This is a genomic window from Lachnoclostridium sp. Marseille-P6806 (assembly GCF_964238185.1).
Classification (GTDB): Bacteria; Bacillota; Clostridia; order Lachnospirales; family Lachnospiraceae; genus Brotaphodocola.
The window spans coordinates 383,794-402,347 of sequence record NZ_CAXSLG010000001.1; the positions used below are offsets into that span (position 1 = coordinate 383,794).

Here is an 18,554-nt window from a genome sequence, read left to right on the forward strand (position 1 = left end):
AATTCACCATCTTTCCACCTATACTATTTAATCAACTTTTCAATTTTTTCTAATGATTCAAGATTATGAGTTTTATATTCCATTCCAAACTGCGTTTTATTAGTCTTTTGTAATAATTCCAACTCTGGAAGGTTTAACGGCGAATATAACTCACTATTCTCATATCTACTTATTTGCTCCGCTATACCACCGACTCTCGGTGCAATCACTCCAATCCCCAACACCATAGCCTCATCTATCGTAACTGGAGTTCCTTCATACTTAGAAACCAATACTAGTGTATCGCACTTAGACATCACTGGATACGGATTATTTAAATGCCCCAAAAACTGAACCTGATTCTCCACGTCCAGTTCCCGACTTCTCTTTTCCATTTCTATTCGCTGAGGACCGTCTCCAATAATATACCACATAAACGATATATTTCTTTTCTTTAACTGGCTTGCCAGTTCCAATACCTTGTCTATTCGTTTTTCTCTATCAATTCTAGCTACAGTCACCAGATTAAGGTTTTCTGGATTTATCATCACCGGGCAGATTTCTGCAGCCAATTTAATAACCCGATCTCCGTCAATCAAATTAGGGATAACTACTATCTTATTTGCCAGTTCAGGAAATTTTTCTGCCATTCCCTTTCTGCAATGTTCAGACAGAACCACAATATAATCAAATTTAGAATAAATAAAAGAATCTTTTTTAGTAACTGCCCTACTCCATTCAGAAAACTGACTCCATCGGGCATAATCTGTATGAATCCATTGAATCTTTTTTGGATGACTCAATTCTGAGACCAATCTCCGTAATTTTGAAGCCTCACTAACAACTATAACTGTATCAAACTGCTCCATGAGCGGTTTCAACTTTTTCTTAATCTGCCACTCAAAATAAGCATCCCCAAAGCCACAGCGAAGACTAATTGCGTACAATATACGAGAAATTTTTTGTAAAACAGAATAATTTTTGCTTTGTAATGCCTGTTTAAACGAAGCTGCATAAATTTCTGTGATTCCCCAAATGTACGGCTCCAACACATGAGCATCCCCCAAAAAATCCAAGGACTCCTTTGGCCTAGCCAATGACAAAAGGTAGATATCATACTCCTGTTGCAGTTGTTTCATCTGCAGTAGCGTAACAGCTTTTGCACCGCTATTATAGTTGATATCATCAATAATATATAACAATTTCTTCATATACTTATCTCTCCAACAGATCTTCAAACTCCAATATTCCCAAATTTTGAGTATTATCCAATATCAAATTTTTCTTAATCTTATTTTGAAGTTCCAAATCGTTTAAAAACTCCTCAATCTCCTCTGCAATTTCCTCAACTTGAAATGATGTAATAATTCCTGTTTCTCCATTAACAATCTGCTCCTGTGCCCCAGAAGTATTCGTTGCAATCACCGGAACTCCCAGTAATTTAGCCTCAGATATAACAAGTGACCACGACTCATGATCAGACAATACCATAACAGCCTTTGCCCGTTTCATATATTTATATGGATTATCATCTGCACCGCACAAAATAAAATCATCCTTTAATTGATACTTCTCTAAAAGCTCAGATACTTCTCCATATACATTTTTATCTACCGTAGAGCCAATACAAATCCATTTAATCGGAATTTTTTTCTTCTTCAAAATCCTCATAACTTCGATTTGTCTTGGATAATTCTTCTCTACTCTCAGATTTCCAACACTTAATAAAAAGGAATCGTTCGCCTGAGGTAAAGTAACATCTTCTGCAGAGCGAGATAAAATATTTTGCCTATTTAGAATATTATGTACAACTATAGATTTTTCTGTCATCTGAGGACAACGATGAATGGAACTCTGCCGCGATTTCTCAGAAGCGAAAATATATCCCGTAATTCTTGAATCATATTTCACCAGTTCTTCTTTGTTTACAAAATCCGCTTTGTCTAAATCAATATGAATCCACACATATTTTTTCACAGCATTTACTTTTTTTACCAAAAAGGCTGGTGACAGCCATTCTCCAAAAGAAATCGCCACATCATATTTTCGATTCTTTACAAAATCGACTGCTGATTTAACATAGGTCTCGGTATGAAAAAGGCGGCGGTATATTTTTCCGGCCAACTGCTCTAACTTTACTCCATTCCCCCGATTCTTTACTGCATCAAAAACATGGATCCACTCCGGCACTTCCCCCATAAGAGAAGTTGCATCCTGGTATTCTATTTGATTTAGTACCAAAAAATCCACTTCATATTTCTGTGAATCCAGACAATGGAACAGATTCAGCAAAGATGTTTCTGCTCCACCTTTATAAAACTGTGTAATTACAAATAAAATTTTTTTCTTCATCTATACTCTCTTATATTTTTTCATACGCAGAACATACTGTCTCAGTATCTCCAAACATCACTACCTCACCATGATCCAACCACAATACCTTATTACAGATATCTCTCACCTGGTTGACAGAATGGGAAACAAACAGTACTGTCGTTCCCGAATTGATAATCTCTTTCGTTCTAGCAAAGCTCTTTTCCTGAAACTTAAAATCACCTACCGCTAATACCTCATCTAGTATAAGAATATCCGGAATATTCATAGTAGCAATTGCAAACCCCAGACGCGCCTTCATTCCTGATGAAAAATTCTTTAAAGCTGTGTTTGTAAATCCTTCCAATTCTGCAAATTTAATAATATCATCATATCTGGACATCATATATTCTTTTGAATATCCTAAAATAGAACCATTTAATAAAATATTTTCTTCTGCTGATAAATCATCATCAAAACCAGCGCCAAGCTCAATTAATGGGGCTATACTTCCCATGGTTGCTACGTGACCTTTTGTTGGCTTTAGTACTCCTGCAATTACTTTTAAGAGAGTACTCTTACCTGAGCCATTTAATCCAACAATTCCTAATGAGTCTCCTTTTTTTAATTCAAAAGATACATTTTTCAAAGCCCAAAATTCATGAAACATCAGTTCATGCTTTAACATTTTTATGATGTATTCTTTAATATTGTCAACCTTTTCCTGACTCATATTAAACATCATCGATACATCTTCTACTTTTACAACCGTGTTCTCCATCTCAGTTCCTCTTAGATATACAAAATAAAGTTATCCTGTTTTTTATAAAAAACAAACATTCCGATTATTACCATTATAACTCCCATCATTAAGCAAACCAAATTTTCCTTTAAGCTCGGAAAAGTGCCATGTAAAATCAAATTTCTCATATAGTCAATATAATGATATAATGGATTTAGCTGCATTAATTTTCTTGCAAAATCTGGCAAAATCTCAATGGGATAAAATACAGGAGTAAAATAGTTCCATGCAATTAACAATACAGAATAAAAATATGCGATATCTCTAAAATAAACGGTTACTGCAGACAGCAATAATCCCAACCCCACAGAAAACAAAAATGCATAGGCAATTGGAATCGGCAGCAATAACAGTGTCGGCAAAAATGGTACTCTTAATATAATCATGACCAAAAACATTGCTATCAATGAGAATATTAAATTCACTAATGCTGATCCCGCCTTAGATAATGGAAATAAGTATTTGGGAATATATACTTTCTTTAACAACGGTGCATTACCAATAATTGCATAGGTACAGTTATTAGTAATCTCAGAGTTCAACGTGAAAATAAGGTTTCCAGCCAAAAAATAAATGGGAAAATTCTCAATTGTTGATTTAAACAGCGTAGAAAATACAATTGTCATAACAATCATCATTAATAACGGATTCAATACCGTCCACAGCATTCCTAGAAAAGACTTTCTGTATCTCACTTTTATATCTCTGGATACCAGATTATACAGTAAATCTTTATATTGAAAAAACACATCCAATCTTACTTTTAAACCTTTTAATGTATTCATATGCTTTCTATTTCCTCTTGATAAATTACTCGTAGTTGCCTAATATATTCTTCTGGAGTTATAAATCCCTCAGCTCTTTCCAAAGCTCTTTCCTGCCACTTTTGATATTCCTGCCCATCATTCAGAAGAAGCAAAATTTTCTTAATAAAATCTGTTTCATCCGCACATAATTCTATTGCATTTTCTCCAAATATTTCTGTAACACCTCCTGTCCTTGTTGAGAGAACTGGAACGCCCAAAATATTGGCTTCTGCTGCAACCAATCCATATCCTTCCCATAAAGATGTAACACATAAAAGCTTTGATTTTTTCATAAACTGATAGGGGTTTTTCTGAAATCCAAGAAGTTCTATATTATCCTGCAGATTGTTCATCTTAATCAGAGCCTTACATTCTTCCTCTAACTCCCCTGCTCCCACCATAGCACATCGAACAGGTTTTCCTGTCGCCGTTAGTCTCCGCACAATTTCAATAAATGTCTGTGGAGACTTTTGCTCTGCAAATCTCCCCACAAACAAAATATCATATTGCTTTCTTTTCTCATTTTCTCCCATAGACAAGATATACTCCTTATCAATAGGATTTCCTATCATCTGCATTTTATTTTTTAAAATGTCAGAAAACACAAGATTTTGATAAGCCCGCTGAGATACTGCTAAAATCTTTTCAATTCTTTTTCCTAAAACAGCAAAAATAATTGTTTTTAAATCCCATTTTCTGGCCCATGGTGGATCGTAGTGTAAGTGAGAAATCACACGATAATTTCCACATAATAAACTCATCACTGTCGCTGAAAAATCGTGAGCATGTATTATATCAGGTTGAATTCTATTTAACGCGTTCTTTAAATTTCGTCTGTTAAATTTTTCCAATAATATAAAGGGAATTTTTTCTTCCTCTAGCTTTTCCCTAATTGGTCCCTCTGTAGCAATATATACAAATTCATATTCCTCTTGAAGTCCCTTTATAATAGTCAAAGCTACGTTTTCAGCACCAGAATAAATTGATGATTTCAATACATGTGCAATTCTTCTTTTCTTTTTTCTATCCATCTTTTCTTCTATCATACTGATTCCTATCTGAAATTTCTGATTCTATACTTACGCCTTCTGTACTTTCTTTCAAAAACATAATTTTTGGTGTCATAAGAATCAGCTTCAAATCCAGCATTAATGAATATTTTCTAATATACATCAAATCCAATTTCAGTTTATCATAAGAATTCGTGTTATATTTTCCATAAACCTGAGCAAATCCCGTAAGTCCTGCTTTCACTTTTAATCGATATCGAAATTCAGGAATCTCTCGTTCTATTTCAGCTGCTAACTCTGGACGTTCCGGGCGTGGACCTACTAATGACATTTCACCCTTCAAAATATTTAGTATTTGAGGTAATTCATCCATACGAGTTGCCCGTAATATTTTTCCTATTGGCAAGATCCTCGGATCCCGTTCTGACGCTAAGACTGGTCCTGACATTTTCTCTGCATCTACAACCATAGTACGAAACTTATAAATCATAAAATGCTTTCCATCTTTTGTCAGCCGTTCTTGCTTATAAAAAACAGGTCCCCTATCGGTACATTTAATTCCAACAGCTGCCAGCACAAATATAGGAGAAAACACAAGAAGCATCAATGTAGCAATAAGCAAATCCTCTGCCCGCTTCATCCATTCCTGCTCCACACTAAGCCCCATATTTCTCGACAACAAAAGTGGTGTATCAAAAAGATTCAGCTCATCCGAGCTGCGCAACAGTACATCGGATATTTTCGGCACACTGTAACTGCGGATTCCTGAAATATAACAGTATTTCAGCAGAAGATTTCTCTCATGTGAAGGCATATCGCCAATCACCACTGCATCATACAGTTCCATTTTCTTTTTGATTGTTTCCAGATTCTTTTTATAGGAAACAACCTCGCAGATCTGATATTTATCTTCCCGTGCATTGATTTTATCCATCAAATGATAATCCTTCCGATCTCCCTCAATAAAAAGCATTCTCCGGGGCGGAAACATATTCCGGTAAATCATCTGAAATATCATTGTCCAGACTACAATAAATATAAGCTCAAGGCCTGTCATAGGAAGCAGATATGCCGGATTTACCAGTCTTCGGTCAATGACTGCCACCTGAAGATAGGTCACAAGATTCGTAAACAATACCGCCATAATCTGTGAATAGATCAGGTTTCCATTTTTCAGATATCCAATTTTAAATCCACCGTATGTATTCATGAAAAAGACCAGAAGAATTCCATATATCAGAATCATCATCCAGTTTCCACGGCGATAAAACGGCATCTGCAAAATTGCCTTATTATAATAACCGCTCCAGGCTACAGCATACAGCATACAAAGTCCCAGCAGCATCACAGCAGCAAAACTCAGCTTAATCAGTCGCTTATACCGCTCTCTTGTTTTTCTGTTTCTCTTCATTTATATTCACTCAATTCCTTATATCTCTGTAACGATTCAGCTGTCTTTCTCTTAAATGGACTATCCGGCAGGGAAATTCGTCATTCAAAACAGCCATCCTTCTCTATAGAAAAGAATCCTGCAGCTGCAGGATTCTGCGCATATTTCCTACATAAAAAGCATATAAAATCTCAGTACAGTATAACATTTAATGCCCTTTTTCGCAACTTTACAATGGACGAAAACATTTGGAAATCCTTTAATTATTTATTAATAAAGGAGAATTTTACCATTTTCTCTGGCGTGTATCGCGCATCTTTTCGGAGCACTTTTATATCACAGGTTGAATTTTCCTATGATATGAAAAAAGCCCTGGGGCTCTCTCTGGCTGACCGCCAAAAATCCCCCAAAGCCTTTTCTTATGTTTTTATAGCTTACTGTCTAAACGCCAGGATTCCTCTATCTGATTTTCCACGCTTCTTCCGTCTAAAGCTGCTCTGCTTCTTTCTAACACTCTCTATTTCTTCTGACCAGGCCAATCCCCACACTCAGCCAGAACCACAGCATCGGTGTAACAATTGGAAGATTCAGGTTTACAATCGCCTGTACTCCGTAGCAAAGCACTCCTGTCATGCAGGCCAGGATATAGGGATTCTTCCGATAAGCCTTCACCATTGTCCTGCAGGAACCAACCAGGAACACCAGGTATCCCAGCAAAGCAATCGGCCCTATGGTCAGCAGATATTGAATGTATTCATTGTGCGCAGTATCAAAAACAAGGCCTGTCTTTTCCAGCATATCCCCCATAAATCCTCTGGTTGCCAGAATTCCAAAGGTATCCGGCCCGTAGCCAAACAGCTTATGGAGAATCGGGAAATCCTGGTATACTTCTATAGACTTTCTCCAGATATATCCCCGATCTGTTCCCCAGCTGTCGCTGAACACAAGATATTTTTCCAGAGCCCCATATCGTGCGCCATTTTCGTTGAAATTGGCATCAAATACCATTCCAATCACAGCCAGAACTGCAGCGGCTGTCATAATTCCCCAGGTCTTTACCAGATACCCGCAGATTCTCTCCTCCTGCTCTGTTCCCCGGCGGCACCAGATATACACAGCCGCCACAATCAACCAAAGTCCACAAACTGCAACCGGCAGCCCGGAAAATCCGGCAAGAATTCCAAACAGGCTGTCCAGACCTATTACCATATCTGCAAACGCCTGATTCATCCAGTCAATGCACTGAATCACGGTGGCAAATGTGGCCGCCATGATTCCATACCGCAGAATCCCCTTTTTGGTAGAAAACATAATAAACGGCAGAAAAGCAAACATAGCGCCCAACGCCAGATACGCATTATCGCTGCAGCCCATAATAATTGCACAAAAAGCCACGGTCATGCAGACATAATACCAAATCGTCTGAAGCCTCCCTTTTGCCGCTGCAAATCCTCCAGCTGCAACACCCATCACAATCGCCACATATGCTGTGTAAGTATTAATATTTCCAATTGTTGAGGTAAAAATGGCGGACTGCTCCGGTCTCATATTTCCTCGAAAATTCAGTACGTCAAGCTGAAAATAATCCGTAATTCCAATCAGGCACAGAATCATTCCACTTGCCAGAAAAGCTTCCAGAATCCACGTTTTTACATTCCAGTACCGGCTGACTATAAAATAAAACACCACATAAATCGTTATCAGGAAAAACCCGGAGTATCTTCCTTCATTTCCCCAGAATGCTTCATACAGCCACTCAGACTGGAGTGTGGAAATTCCTGCAAATGCCCAGAAGGCTATAACACCTGCATCTGCCAAAGTGAAGGTTTTCTTCCAGTTCCTGGGCTTTAATGCAGAAAAAAGCTCGCCGGAATAAATACCGCTGTTTTCTTTTTTATCAACCAGCAGCATAATCAGCGCCAATATTCCCACAATCACTGCCATACCAATTGCAATCACACAATAGGTCCAATATTTTGTCTCCAGAATATCGGCATAGCCTCTGTGGTAAATCAACGGAAATACCGTCACCAGCATAAAAAGAAAGAAGGTGATTGTACCGCTGATAATAGATGAGCAGGTGGTCACAAAGCTGTCCTCCACTCTCCTGTTCTCTGTTTTTGCCATCGCAAATGCCTCCATTTTACTATTTTCTGTCTTGTTTTATGTTTGATTTTGAATCGCTTTTTACAGTATATCATTTTCCCCTTCATCCTGCAACGGCGGATTCCCAAACGCCTTATTATCTACTTCCGATAATTTACCTTATAGGAAGTATAATTACCTCGTAATGCAATTTAGGAATTTCGAAAGAATTTCAAAAAAGAAAAAGGAGAGTGCATTCATTATGAGAAAGCAGACAAAAGTAGTTGCAGTTGCATCTGCAGCAGCCCTGCTTGCTATCGGCGCTTCCATGACTTCTTTCGCAGCTACTGGCTGGGTTGAGGAAGATGGACAGTGGTATTTCTACGACAAAGATGGCAACAGAGTAGAAGACGAGTGGAAAAAATCTGGTGACAACTGGTACTGGCTGGACAGCGAAGAAGGCGGCGCCATGGCAGTTGACAAACTGGTTGAAGATGACGATGACACCTACTATGTAGATGGTAATGGTGTTATGGTTACCAATACCTGGGTTAAGGTAGTAAACGAGGATCAGGATGATGACGATGATCCCGCTGAGTATCGTTACTACTATATGCAGTCCAATGGTAAGGCTTATCGCCAGACTGGTTCTTCCAGCAACCTTAGCAAGAAGACCATCGACGGTAAGAGATACGCATTTGATGATGAAGGACGTATGCTGTATGGTTGGGTAACTGCTGATGGTACTATGGTCAATGATGATGACGGTTGGAATACTTCTGATGTACTGTACTACTTCGGTGGTTGGGAAGATGGATCCATGAAGACTGGTTGGCAGAAAATCAGCGTGTATGACTCTTCCAAGGAAGATGATTATGATTACTGGTTTAACTTCAAATCCAACGGTGAGAGACGTGGATACAATGAGAAAAAGAAAATCAATGGTAAATATTACGGCTTCGATGAGAGAGGCGTTATGATTTACCAGTGGTATCAGGCTACTGAATCTGATATGGCTTCTCCTTCTTCTTGGAACTATTTCAGTAGTCCAGAAGACGGTGCTCGTTATGTAAAGGGCTGGTTCAAGGTTGCTCCGCCAACTGAGGATAACACATTCTTAGAGACTGAGGATACCTTCGCAAAGGGTGATTCTGATGATGAATCCGAGAGATGGTATTATGCCGATGATGATGGCTTAGTATCTGGTGAAATCAAAAAGATCAAGGGCAAATACTATGCATTTGCTCCAGAGGGTGATAATGCCGGACGTATGCTGAGCGGTCTTTGTGCTCTGAGAATGGACGGAAGCACTATCGTTGAAGTTTTAGGTAAAGGCATGGATTCTGATGATCTGGATGATTTCATGGATGAATATGGTGCTGAGGCTCAGGAAGACATTTTCCTGTACTACTTCGGTGATGGTGAAGACGGTGCCATGAAGACTGGTAACGTTAACATCAGTCTGGACGGCGATTCTTATAGCTTCTACTTTGGTAAAAATGGTGGTTCCGAGAGCAAGGGTCGTGGTCTGAGCGGTAAATATGATGATTATATCTATCAGTACGGTCAGAAAGTAAAAGCTGACAGCGATGAGAAGTATTTAATGGTATACGCAAATGGTAACACTGGCGATAGCAATGTTATTGTTGAAAGCTTCACCGGAAGCGATATCAGAAACATTGCAAATGGCAATGGTGATAATAAAGGTATTGAGTTGGGTGACCTGAAATACGAAAGAACCGCTACTACAAACAGTGATGATGAAACTGTAAGCTATGTAAAAGGATTTGCTGATGCTAATCTGTACATCGTTAATACCAGCGGTAAGATCCAGGATGGCAAGCTGTCTGCTAAGAAGGATGGCGATGACTGGTACTGGTACTCCCTGAAGAGCAAAGATGGCAGTGGCTTAAAATACTATGCTAACAGTAAAAACCTGAAAGAAACTGAACTTGAAGGCTGGGATGATTAATTTTTAGTCTAATTTGACTTAAGCATCTCTACGGAGGAGCTGTGCACATTGTGCAACAGCTCCTCTTTTATGTTGCAAAATCACTTTGTTCCGGCTATCCTTTCCCGCCCTCTTCCACTCAAAATTCCCTATTCCCCTTTATTTCTCCCTCACTGTATAATAATAGGACGATATTACGACTGTTTATGTGGAAATATCGAAATAAAATACAGATAGGAATAGGAGGAAACAGAATGAACGAGACGTTCAAAGAGTATCTGCAGAATCAAAACTTGTCCCAAAACACAATTATCTCTTATACGAGCACGCTGGAACAATATCACAACCAATTCCATACTTTCACCCGAAAAAATCTGCGGGAATACAAATATTTTCTTATGGAAAATTACAAGCCTCAGACTGTAAATCTGCGCATCCGTGCCATCAACTGCTATCTGGAATCCATCCATAAAGAACAATGGAAATTAAGCGGCGTAAAAGTGCAGCAGAAGCCCTTTCTGGAAAATGTAATCAGCGAAGCCGACTATCTGTATTTTAAAAACTGTCTCAAACAGGATCAGGAAATGTATTGGTATTTTGTCGTTCGTTTTCTCGCTGCAACCGGAGCCCGCGTTACAGAACTGACTCAAATGAAGGTAGAACATGTGCGAATGGGATATCTGGATCTTTATTCAAAGGGAGGAAAATTGCGCAGAATCTATATTCCTGCAAGACTTCAAAAAGAAACCCTGCAGTGGCTTTCTGAAGAAAACAGACAAAGTGGTTTTATTTTTCTCAATAAACATGGGGAACGTATTACATCCAGGGGAATTGCAGGACAGCTGAAGCATTTTGCTGTCCGGTACGGCCTGGATCCCTCTGTAGTCTATCCCCATTCCTTTCGCCACCGCTTTGCAAAAAGTTTTCTGGAACGATATAACGATATTGCCATGCTGGCAGATTTAATGGGACATGAAAGTATTGAGACGACAAGAAGTTATTTGAGGAAAACAAGTACAGAACAAAAAACGATTATCAATCAGATTGTTGACTGGTAAAAGAAAAAACCGGCTGACCTCTCATATACATGAGAATGTCAGCCGATCCTTATAGACTATTCAGTTAGCCAGTCGTCCTGTCGAAAACCTCGAAATAAATTATTTCGCGTTGTCGAAGTAGGTGTGCCAGCCGTTGCCCTTCAGCTCATCGTAGTCAGAGATGTTCTTGTCGTCTGCATAGAACTTAATGTTGTCCTTATACATGAACCAGTACATATCGTAACCATCCTTGGTGCCGGACTTGGTGCCAGTCTGGATTCTACCGCTGGTGTTAACCAGGTACCAACCATCCTGTGCGGTACCGAAGCCATAGTAACCTCTCAGGTTATCCTCATCGCTGTCTTTTTTAGCTGCCAGGTCGAAAGCCTTAACGCCATCGATACCCTTGATGTCAGCGTTATCGAAGTCTTCAACTACAACGTTGCTGTCGTTGATGTTACCATTTGCGTATACCAGAGTATACTTGTCATCAGAGTCAGCTTTTACCTTCTGACCATACTTGTAGATGTACTTACCATCATCAACACCGTTCACACCACGGCCTCTGCTGTCAGCAGCACCGGTCTTCTTGAACAGGAAGTTGTAGGAATCGCCATCCAGGTTAACAGATACAGAACCGGTCTTCATAGAACCATCGCTGTCTGCATCATCACCGAAGTAGTACAGGTAGATACCGGTCTCTTCCTGAGACTTGGTTCCGTAGGTATCCATGAAATCGTCCAGATCATCGCTGTCCATATCGTCCATGATAACCTTATCGATCTTGGAGCCGTCTTCTTTGTTCATCTCCAGTGCGCACAGACCGATCAGCATACGACCGCCCTTTACACCGTCATCCGGCCAGAAGCCATAGTATTTACCTTTGATCTTCTTGATCTCACCAACTACAAGGCCGTCGTCCTTGCTGTCGGAGTAGTACCATCTCTCAGACTCGTCATTAGAATCTTTCGTAGCGAAAGTAGCGTCGCTCTCTAAGAAGGAGTTATCCTCAGTCGGAGCTACTACCTTGAACCAGCCCTTGGTTACACGAGCGCCATCCTCCGGGCTGCTGAAGTATGCCCAGTTAGAAGCACTTGCAGAGTTGGTGCTAGCGGTCTCAAACCACTGATATACCATTACACCACGCTCGTCGAAGTGGTAGTATCTGCTGTTGGATTTCCAGGTGTCGTCTGCGTTAGCATGAGCACGTCTCTCACCATTGGACTTGAAGTTGAACCAATAGTCATAGTCGTCATCCTTACCGTCCTCGTTGTCATGAACGGTAATCTTCTGCCAACCAGTCTTCATGGAACCATCTTCCCAACCACCGAAGTAGTATTTAACGTCGGAAGCGGACCACTCGTCTTCGCCGTTAGCCATGGTACCGGACTCGGTTACCCAGCCATACAGCATAACGCCATCCTCATCGAATGCGTATCTCTTGCCGTCGATGGTCTTCTTGCTTACGCTGGTACCGTTGCCCTTGTAAGCTTTACCATTGGACTGCATGTAGTAGTAGTGATACTCAGCGGGATCGTCGTCATCATCCTGATCCTCGTTTACTACCTTAACCCAGGTATTGGTAACCATAACACCGTTTCCATCTACATAGTAGGTGTCATCGTCATCTTCAACCAGTTTGTCAACTGCCATAGCTCCGCCTTCTTCGCTGTCCAGCCAGTACCAGTTGTCACCAGATTTTTTCCACTCGTCTTCTACTCTGTTGCCATCTTTGTCGTAGAAATACCACTGTCCATCTTCCTCAACCCAGCCAGTAGCTGCGAAAGAAGTCATGGAAGCGCCGATAGCAAGCAGGGCTGCTGCAGATGCAACTGCAACTACTTTTGTCTGCTTTCTCATAATGAATGCACTCTCCTTTTTCTTTTTTGAAATTCTTTCGAAATTCCTAAATTGCATTACGAGGTAATTATACTTCCTGTAAGGTAAATTATCAATAGTTTTTTTACATTTTTTCTTAAGATTGGAATAAATGTAAACTGCTGATATTCTGGGAAGTTACCACCTCTCCATCACACTTGACAGTATAATATACTTTTTCCAGAAATGCTATAACGAAACCCTAAGCGTTTTCTTACGAAATTCTTACAAACACCGTATTTTTTCCACAATTTGTATTAATATTCATACAATCTTCTTTTTCACTGGGATTTTATCCCATGATGTGCTATACTGTTCATTAGTTTTATTATTTTTATTTTTTTGAACAATATGGCAGCTGTAATGAAATAGGAGAGTTATTATGAATCGAACTGGCCTGATATGCCGTTATTTAAAAGAGAATCCTCACTGTACTCAGAGAGAGCTTGCGCAAAAAATGGATTTGTCTCTGGGTACAGTAAACACATTACTTAAGGAATGTATTCAAAACAAACTTCTGGCGCCGGGAAAAAGTGTAGCCGGTACCTGCGAGCTGACCGATAAGGGGCTGGAGTTTCTTCAAAATTTTCAGGTAGACGGAGCCTTGATTATTGCCGCAGGCTTTGGTTCCCGTTTTGTTCCCCTGACCTTTGAAACTCCCAAAGGGCTTCTGGAGGTATTTGGAGAACGCATGATTGAACGGCAAATCCGCCAGCTTCATGAAGCCGGTGTCTATGATATCACAATTGCCGTAGGTTATTTGAAAGAAAAATTTGAATATCTGATTGACAAATATCAGGTAAAGCTGCTTTATAATCCGGAATATTCCTGTAAAAATACTCTGGCAACCATCTACCGGGCCAGAAAGGTGCTTCAGGGGCGAAATATGTACGTACTGTCCTCCGATAACTGGATTCGGGACAATATGTTTCATTCTCATGAATGCGGCGCCTGGTATGCTTCTTCCTATATGAAAGGAGACACCTCAGAATGGGTTCTTTCTTATAATAAGAAGGGACGAATCACAGATATCCAAATCGGAGGCAGTGACTGCTGGGTCATGTACGGTCCTGTTTACTTTTCCAGAGAATTTTCTGAAAAGTTTCTTCCGCTGTTGGAAAAGGCTTATCACACACCTGGAACAGAACAGTTTTATTGGGAGCATATTCTGATGCAGAATATTCACCATCTGGAAATGGATATTAACCGTCAGCCGGAAAATCAGATTTATGAATTTGAAAATCTGGAAGAGCTCAGACAGTTTGATCCCCGGTATCAGACACGCTCAGACAATAAAGCTCTGGAACTGGTATCAACAGTTTTTCAGATTCCCGAATCCGATATCCACAACATCCGTTGTTTAAAATCAGGAATGACAAACAAATCCTTCCTTTTTCAGGTAGGAGAACGTCATTATATTTGCCGGATTCCCGGTCCTGGTTCTGAGCTTCTGGTAAACCGACGCCAGGAAGCTGCTGTCTATGAAGCGATTCGTGATCTTGGGATTTCCGAACATGTCGTTTATCTGGACAGCCGAACCGGTTATAAAATTTCTGAATATTATGAAGGCTCCCACAATGCCCGGGCGAATCATCCGGAAGAGATAAAAGCCTGCATGGCCATTCTCAGAAAGCTCCATGGTTCTGGCCTGACTGTAAATCATTCCTTTGATATTCGGGAACGAATTGATTTTTATGAGCGGCTCTGTATGGCTGGAAAGGGAACGCTTTTTGAAGATTATGATTCTGTTCGGGAGAAAATGGAACGGCTGATGAATCGGCTGGAGCATCTGGACCGCCCGAAAACCCTTTCTCACATTGACAGCAATCCTGATAATTTCATCTGTCTCCCTGACGGCTCTGTACGTCTCATTGACTGGGAATATGCGGGAATGTGTGATCCGCTGATTGACATCAGTATGTGTGCGATTTATGTATATTATACGGAAGAACAGATGAATCAGCTGGCAGAGCTGTATCTGGAACGTCCTGCGGATGATGAAGAACGAATGGTAATCTATTCTTACGCAGCTCTCGGCGGATTTCTTTGGGCTCTCTGGGCCATTTACAAGGCTTCTCTGGGTGAAGAATTCGGAGAATATACCCTGATTATGTATCGCTATGCCAAGGATTATTACAAAAAAGCTGATATTCTCTGGAAACAGCTCTTTTCTTCCAAAGAAAATCCGGACAGCATTTGATCCGGAATAGCATAAATTTTTACAAATATTGTAATAAAATTGTTATTATTTCCATTCTCTGATGTGCTATAATAAAAATCAGTTCAATATTTTTAAATGATTAAGCATCACAAGGAGGTTTCGACTATGAAAAACAGACGAGGTCTGACTGCCGTTGCTATGGCCGGCATGATGGGAGCGATGACTCTTGCTTCCAGTTTTTCTGCCTATGCCGCAGCCGGATGGGTTCAGAGCGGCAACACTTATGTTTACTATGATTCTGACGGTTCCCTGCACAAAGGCTGGGTTAACGCATCCAATGGATATTATTACACCGATCTTTCTACCGGTCAGATGGTGACTGGATGGAAACAGATTAACAACAACTGGTACTACTTCCAGGCCGACGGTCTGATGGCAACTGGATGGGTTCAGGACGGCGGCAAATATTACTATACTCTGACAGACGGAACCATGCACAAAAATGGCTGGGTCAACATCGGATCTGACTATTACTACATGGGAAGCGATGGCGCTATGGTAACCGGATGGCAGACCATTGACGGCGGCAAGTTCTACTTTAACCCGTCCGACGGCAAATGTATTGTGAACAGAGCCTGCGAGGTTGACGGAAACTGGTATCTGTTCGGAACTGACGGCAAGATGCAGACCGGATGGCAGAAGGTTGACGGATATTATTTCTATTTCCACACTGACGGCAAGATGCTTTTAGGCTGGCTCAGTGACGGAACCAACAAGTATTACATGGATCCGGCCAGCGGACGTATGACTACCGGCGTTTCTGTGATTGATGGCTATTACTATTATTTCAATGAGTCTGGACATCGTCAGACCGGATGGGCCATTGTAGACGGCGTATATTATTACTTCGATCCGGCTGCTGACGGACGGATGGTAGCAGGTACCACCATGAATATCGGCGGAACCAACTATCAGTTTGCAGCAAACGGCGCCTGCACCACCAATGGCGGCGCTACCAACAACGTTTACAACAGTAACCAGAGCAGCCAGAACAACAACCAGAACCCCAACGGCGGTTCCTCCAATCAGAACAACGGATCCAACAACGGAACCATTACTGTAGGCGGATCTTCCAATGACAACAGCGGTTATGTAAACAGCGGCCCTGGAGCTTCTGGAAACAACAGCTCTGTTGGTTCTTCTGTTCCGGGCAATCCTTCCGGAACCTCTTCTACACCAAGTGGTTCTTCTAATGGCACTAGCCTGCAGCCAGGTCAGACCGGTGGTCCCAGACCATAAAAGAGACGATTAAAAATTAAAGAACAAAATCTCCCATTGAATATCAGCTATTAAAATTACTGATTTCTATGGGAGATTTTTATTTTGTCTAAACCGTTACTATTTATATCCTGTACAAATTCTGCTGTTTACATATAGAACAGTCTATTAACCGCACTAAAGATACCGCGGATAGAAGACTTGGTAATATTGGAGCTAAGACCAACACCGTAGGTTACACGGCCGGTATCCTGATCCATCAGATGAATATAGGATGCTGCCTGTGCGTTGGAACCGGAACGCAGTGCGTGCTCGTTGTAGTCCAGAACCTTGATATTGATTCCCAGTTCCTTCTCCAGTCCCCGCTGTACTGCATCGATCGGTCCATTTCCAACACCCTCGAAAGTCTTTTCCATGCCATGATCGGTGTAAACCACCTTGATCAGAGTTGCATATACGCCATCCTCCACCTCGGTATCGGTAATCTGGCACTTCCGGAAATGAATTGGCTCCTTCCGTTCCAGGTAGCAGCTTCTGAATTCGTCCATGATCTGCTCCGGAGAAACCTCGCCCTGCTTCTCGGAAATCTTCTGAATCACATCTGCAAACTCCTTGTGCATTCCCTTCGGAAGCTTGAAGCCATAGAAGGTATCCATTACAAACGCTACGCCGCCCTTGCCGGACTGACTGTTGATTCGAACAATGGGCTCGTACTGTCTGCCAATATCGGACGGATCGATAGGAAGATATGGCACCTCCCAATATTCTCCGTTTCTCTCGTGAAGGGCCTGCATACCCTTGTTGATCGCATCCTGATGAGAACCGGAAAATGCTGTAAATACCAGCTTTCCTGCATATGGATGACGGGGCGGGATCTCCATCTTGGTACACCGCTCATAAACCTCAGCCAGCTCGCGGATATTTTCCACCTGAAGCTGGGGATCAATCCCCTGGGAAAACATATTATAAGCCAGTGTAAGAATATCGACATTACCGGTACGCTCACCGTTTCCAAACAAAGTACCCTCAACTCTGTCCGCTCCGGCTAACAGTGCCAGCTCTGTAGCTGCCACACCAGTACCCCGGTCATTGTGCGGATGAACGCTCAGAATAATACTGTCGCGATTCTTGAAATGGCGGTTCATCCACTCAATCTGATCGGCATATACATTGGGCGTATTCATCTCAACGGTAGAAGGAAGATTAAAGATAATCGGCTTCTCCGGAGTTGCCATTCCCCAGGTTTCCTGAACAGCTGTACATACCTCCAGAGCATAATCCAGCTCTGTGCCTGTAAAGCTCTCAGGAGAATACTCCAGCATCAGATCTCCATCATAGTCCTTCGCATACTTCTTCACCAGCTCTGTACCTTCAATGGCAATCTGCTTAATCTCCTCTTTATTCTTGTGGAAAACCACGTCTCTCTGCAGAGTAGAGGTTGAATTGTAAATATGTACTACTACCTTTTTGATTCCCTGAATCGCCTCAAAGGTTCTCTTGATCAGGTGCTCGCGGCACTGTACCAGAACCTGCACCCGAACATCATCCGGAATCATCCGCCGCTCTACCAGCTGACGCAGAAAATCATACTCAATCTGGGAAGCTGCTGGAAATCCTATCTCAATCTCCTTAAAGCCCATCTTCACCAGCATATTGAAAAATTCCATCTTCTCTTCCACAACCATGGGCTCGATCAGCGCCTGGTTGCCATCTCTTAAATCCACGCTGCACCAGATAGGTGCTTTTTCAATCTCCTTATTCGGCCACTCCCGCTCCGGATAATCAACTACCGGGTTTCTTTTATATCTTTTATAATTTAACATGACTCTTTCTCTCCTTCTGTTCTATATTTTGTACGCATTGC

The 18,554-nt window shown here is 41.3% G+C and carries 13 protein-coding genes; 4 read left to right on the forward strand and 9 right to left on the reverse strand.

The features are described from left to right. Positions 1–23: 23 nt before the first annotated feature. The 7 genes from ACESON_RS01725 to ACESON_RS01755 form a co-directional block, all read right to left on the reverse strand. On the reverse strand, positions 24–1,190 hold the full coding sequence (locus ACESON_RS01725; RefSeq protein ID WP_373108217.1) for a glycosyltransferase: 1,167 nt from the start codon (positions 1,188–1,190) through the stop codon (positions 24–26). Positions 1,191–1,194: 4 nt separating this feature from the next. Beyond that, positions 1,195–2,331 carry a glycosyltransferase gene (locus ACESON_RS01730; RefSeq protein WP_373108219.1) on the reverse strand — a complete coding sequence of 379 codons (1,137 nt, stop codon included), beginning with the start codon at positions 2,329–2,331 and terminating at the stop codon, positions 1,195–1,197. Positions 2,332–2,341: 10 nt separating this feature from the next. Then, positions 2,342–3,073 (reverse strand): ATP-binding cassette domain-containing protein, encoded by a 732-nt coding sequence (locus ACESON_RS01735; RefSeq protein WP_177958587.1) that lies wholly within the window; start codon positions 3,071–3,073, stop codon positions 2,342–2,344. An 11-nt stretch (positions 3,074–3,084) separates the two neighbouring features. Beyond that, complete coding sequence (locus ACESON_RS01740; RefSeq protein WP_177958586.1) at positions 3,085–3,879, reverse strand: ABC transporter permease; 795 nt, start codon at positions 3,877–3,879, stop codon at positions 3,085–3,087. Further along, positions 3,876–4,946: a glycosyltransferase gene (locus ACESON_RS01745; RefSeq protein WP_373108222.1), complete on the reverse strand. Its 1,071-nt coding sequence runs from the start codon at positions 4,944–4,946 to the stop codon at positions 3,876–3,878. The genes ACESON_RS01740 and ACESON_RS01745 overlap by 4 nt, the downstream gene beginning before the upstream one ends. Further along, positions 4,924–6,321 (reverse strand): sugar transferase, encoded by a 1,398-nt coding sequence (locus tag ACESON_RS01750; RefSeq protein ID WP_373108224.1) that lies wholly within the window; start codon positions 6,319–6,321, stop codon positions 4,924–4,926. The genes ACESON_RS01745 and ACESON_RS01750 overlap by 23 nt, the downstream gene beginning before the upstream one ends. Positions 6,322–6,807: 486 nt before the next feature. Next, a complete protein-coding gene (locus ACESON_RS01755) occupies positions 6,808–8,427 on the reverse strand; it encodes an O-antigen ligase family protein (protein ID WP_373108226.1) in 1,620 nt (539 codons plus the stop codon). Positions 8,428–8,647: 220 nt separating this feature from the next. On the opposite strand from ACESON_RS01755, the gene ACESON_RS01760 reads away from it, so the two are divergent. Together ACESON_RS01760 and ACESON_RS01765 are read left to right on the forward strand one after the other, a co-directional pair. Next, the gene (locus ACESON_RS01760) at positions 8,648–10,357 is read left to right on the forward strand and encodes a cell wall-binding protein (protein ID WP_373108228.1); all 1,710 of its coding nucleotides are present in this window, start codon (positions 8,648–8,650) and stop codon (positions 10,355–10,357) included. A 233-nt stretch (positions 10,358–10,590) separates the two neighbouring features. Continuing rightward, complete coding sequence (locus ACESON_RS01765; RefSeq protein ID WP_373108230.1) at positions 10,591–11,394, forward strand: tyrosine-type recombinase/integrase; 804 nt, start codon at positions 10,591–10,593, stop codon at positions 11,392–11,394. A 99-nt stretch (positions 11,395–11,493) separates the two neighbouring features. On the opposite strand, the gene ACESON_RS01770 is transcribed toward ACESON_RS01765, so the two are convergent. After that, complete coding sequence (locus ACESON_RS01770; RefSeq protein WP_373108232.1) at positions 11,494–13,233, reverse strand: cell wall-binding protein; 1,740 nt, start codon at positions 13,231–13,233, stop codon at positions 11,494–11,496. Positions 13,234–13,633: 400 nt separating this feature from the next. On the opposite strand from ACESON_RS01770, the gene ACESON_RS01775 reads away from it, so the two are divergent. Both ACESON_RS01775 and ACESON_RS01780 read left to right on the forward strand, forming a co-directional pair. After that, positions 13,634–15,451 carry a phosphotransferase gene (locus ACESON_RS01775; protein WP_177958758.1) on the forward strand — a complete coding sequence of 606 codons (1,818 nt, stop codon included), beginning with the start codon at positions 13,634–13,636 and terminating at the stop codon, positions 15,449–15,451. A 126-nt stretch (positions 15,452–15,577) separates the two neighbouring features. Beyond that, complete coding sequence (locus ACESON_RS01780; RefSeq protein ID WP_373108234.1) at positions 15,578–16,711, forward strand: cell wall-binding protein; 1,134 nt, start codon at positions 15,578–15,580, stop codon at positions 16,709–16,711. 128 nt (positions 16,712–16,839) lie between these two features. Here ACESON_RS01780 and leuA read toward each other — a convergent pair whose 3' ends face one another. Next, positions 16,840–18,513: a 2-isopropylmalate synthase gene (gene leuA, locus ACESON_RS01785; RefSeq protein WP_177958756.1), complete on the reverse strand. Its 1,674-nt coding sequence runs from the start codon at positions 18,511–18,513 to the stop codon at positions 16,840–16,842. Positions 18,514–18,554 lie beyond the last annotated feature (41 nt).

Coding starts and splice junctions, on each gene's coding strand:
- ACESON_RS01725 (WP_373108217.1), bottom strand. CDS start 1,190: ATGAAGAAATTGTTATATATTATTGATGATATCAACTATAATAGCGGT.
- ACESON_RS01730 (WP_373108219.1), bottom strand. CDS start 2,331: ATGAAGAAAAAAATTTTATTTGTAATTACACAGTTTTATAAAGGTGGA.
- ACESON_RS01735 (WP_177958587.1), bottom strand. CDS start 3,073: ATGGAGAACACGGTTGTAAAAGTAGAAGATGTATCGATGATGTTTAAT.
- ACESON_RS01740 (WP_177958586.1), bottom strand. CDS start 3,879: ATGAATACATTAAAAGGTTTAAAAGTAAGATTGGATGTGTTTTTTCAA.
- ACESON_RS01745 (WP_373108222.1), bottom strand. CDS start 4,946: ATGATAGAAGAAAAGATGGATAGAAAAAAGAAAAGAAGAATTGCACAT.
- ACESON_RS01750 (WP_373108224.1), bottom strand. CDS start 6,321: ATGAAGAGAAACAGAAAAACAAGAGAGCGGTATAAGCGACTGATTAAG.
- ACESON_RS01755 (WP_373108226.1), bottom strand. CDS start 8,427: ATGGCAAAAACAGAGAACAGGAGAGTGGAGGACAGCTTTGTGACCACC.
- ACESON_RS01760 (WP_373108228.1), top strand. CDS start 8,648: ATGAGAAAGCAGACAAAAGTAGTTGCAGTTGCATCTGCAGCAGCCCTG.
- ACESON_RS01765 (WP_373108230.1), top strand. CDS start 10,591: ATGAACGAGACGTTCAAAGAGTATCTGCAGAATCAAAACTTGTCCCAA.
- ACESON_RS01770 (WP_373108232.1), bottom strand. CDS start 13,233: ATGAGAAAGCAGACAAAAGTAGTTGCAGTTGCATCTGCAGCAGCCCTG.
- ACESON_RS01775 (WP_177958758.1), top strand. CDS start 13,634: ATGAATCGAACTGGCCTGATATGCCGTTATTTAAAAGAGAATCCTCAC.
- ACESON_RS01780 (WP_373108234.1), top strand. CDS start 15,578: ATGAAAAACAGACGAGGTCTGACTGCCGTTGCTATGGCCGGCATGATG.
- leuA (WP_177958756.1), bottom strand. CDS start 18,513: ATGTTAAATTATAAAAGATATAAAAGAAACCCGGTAGTTGATTATCCG.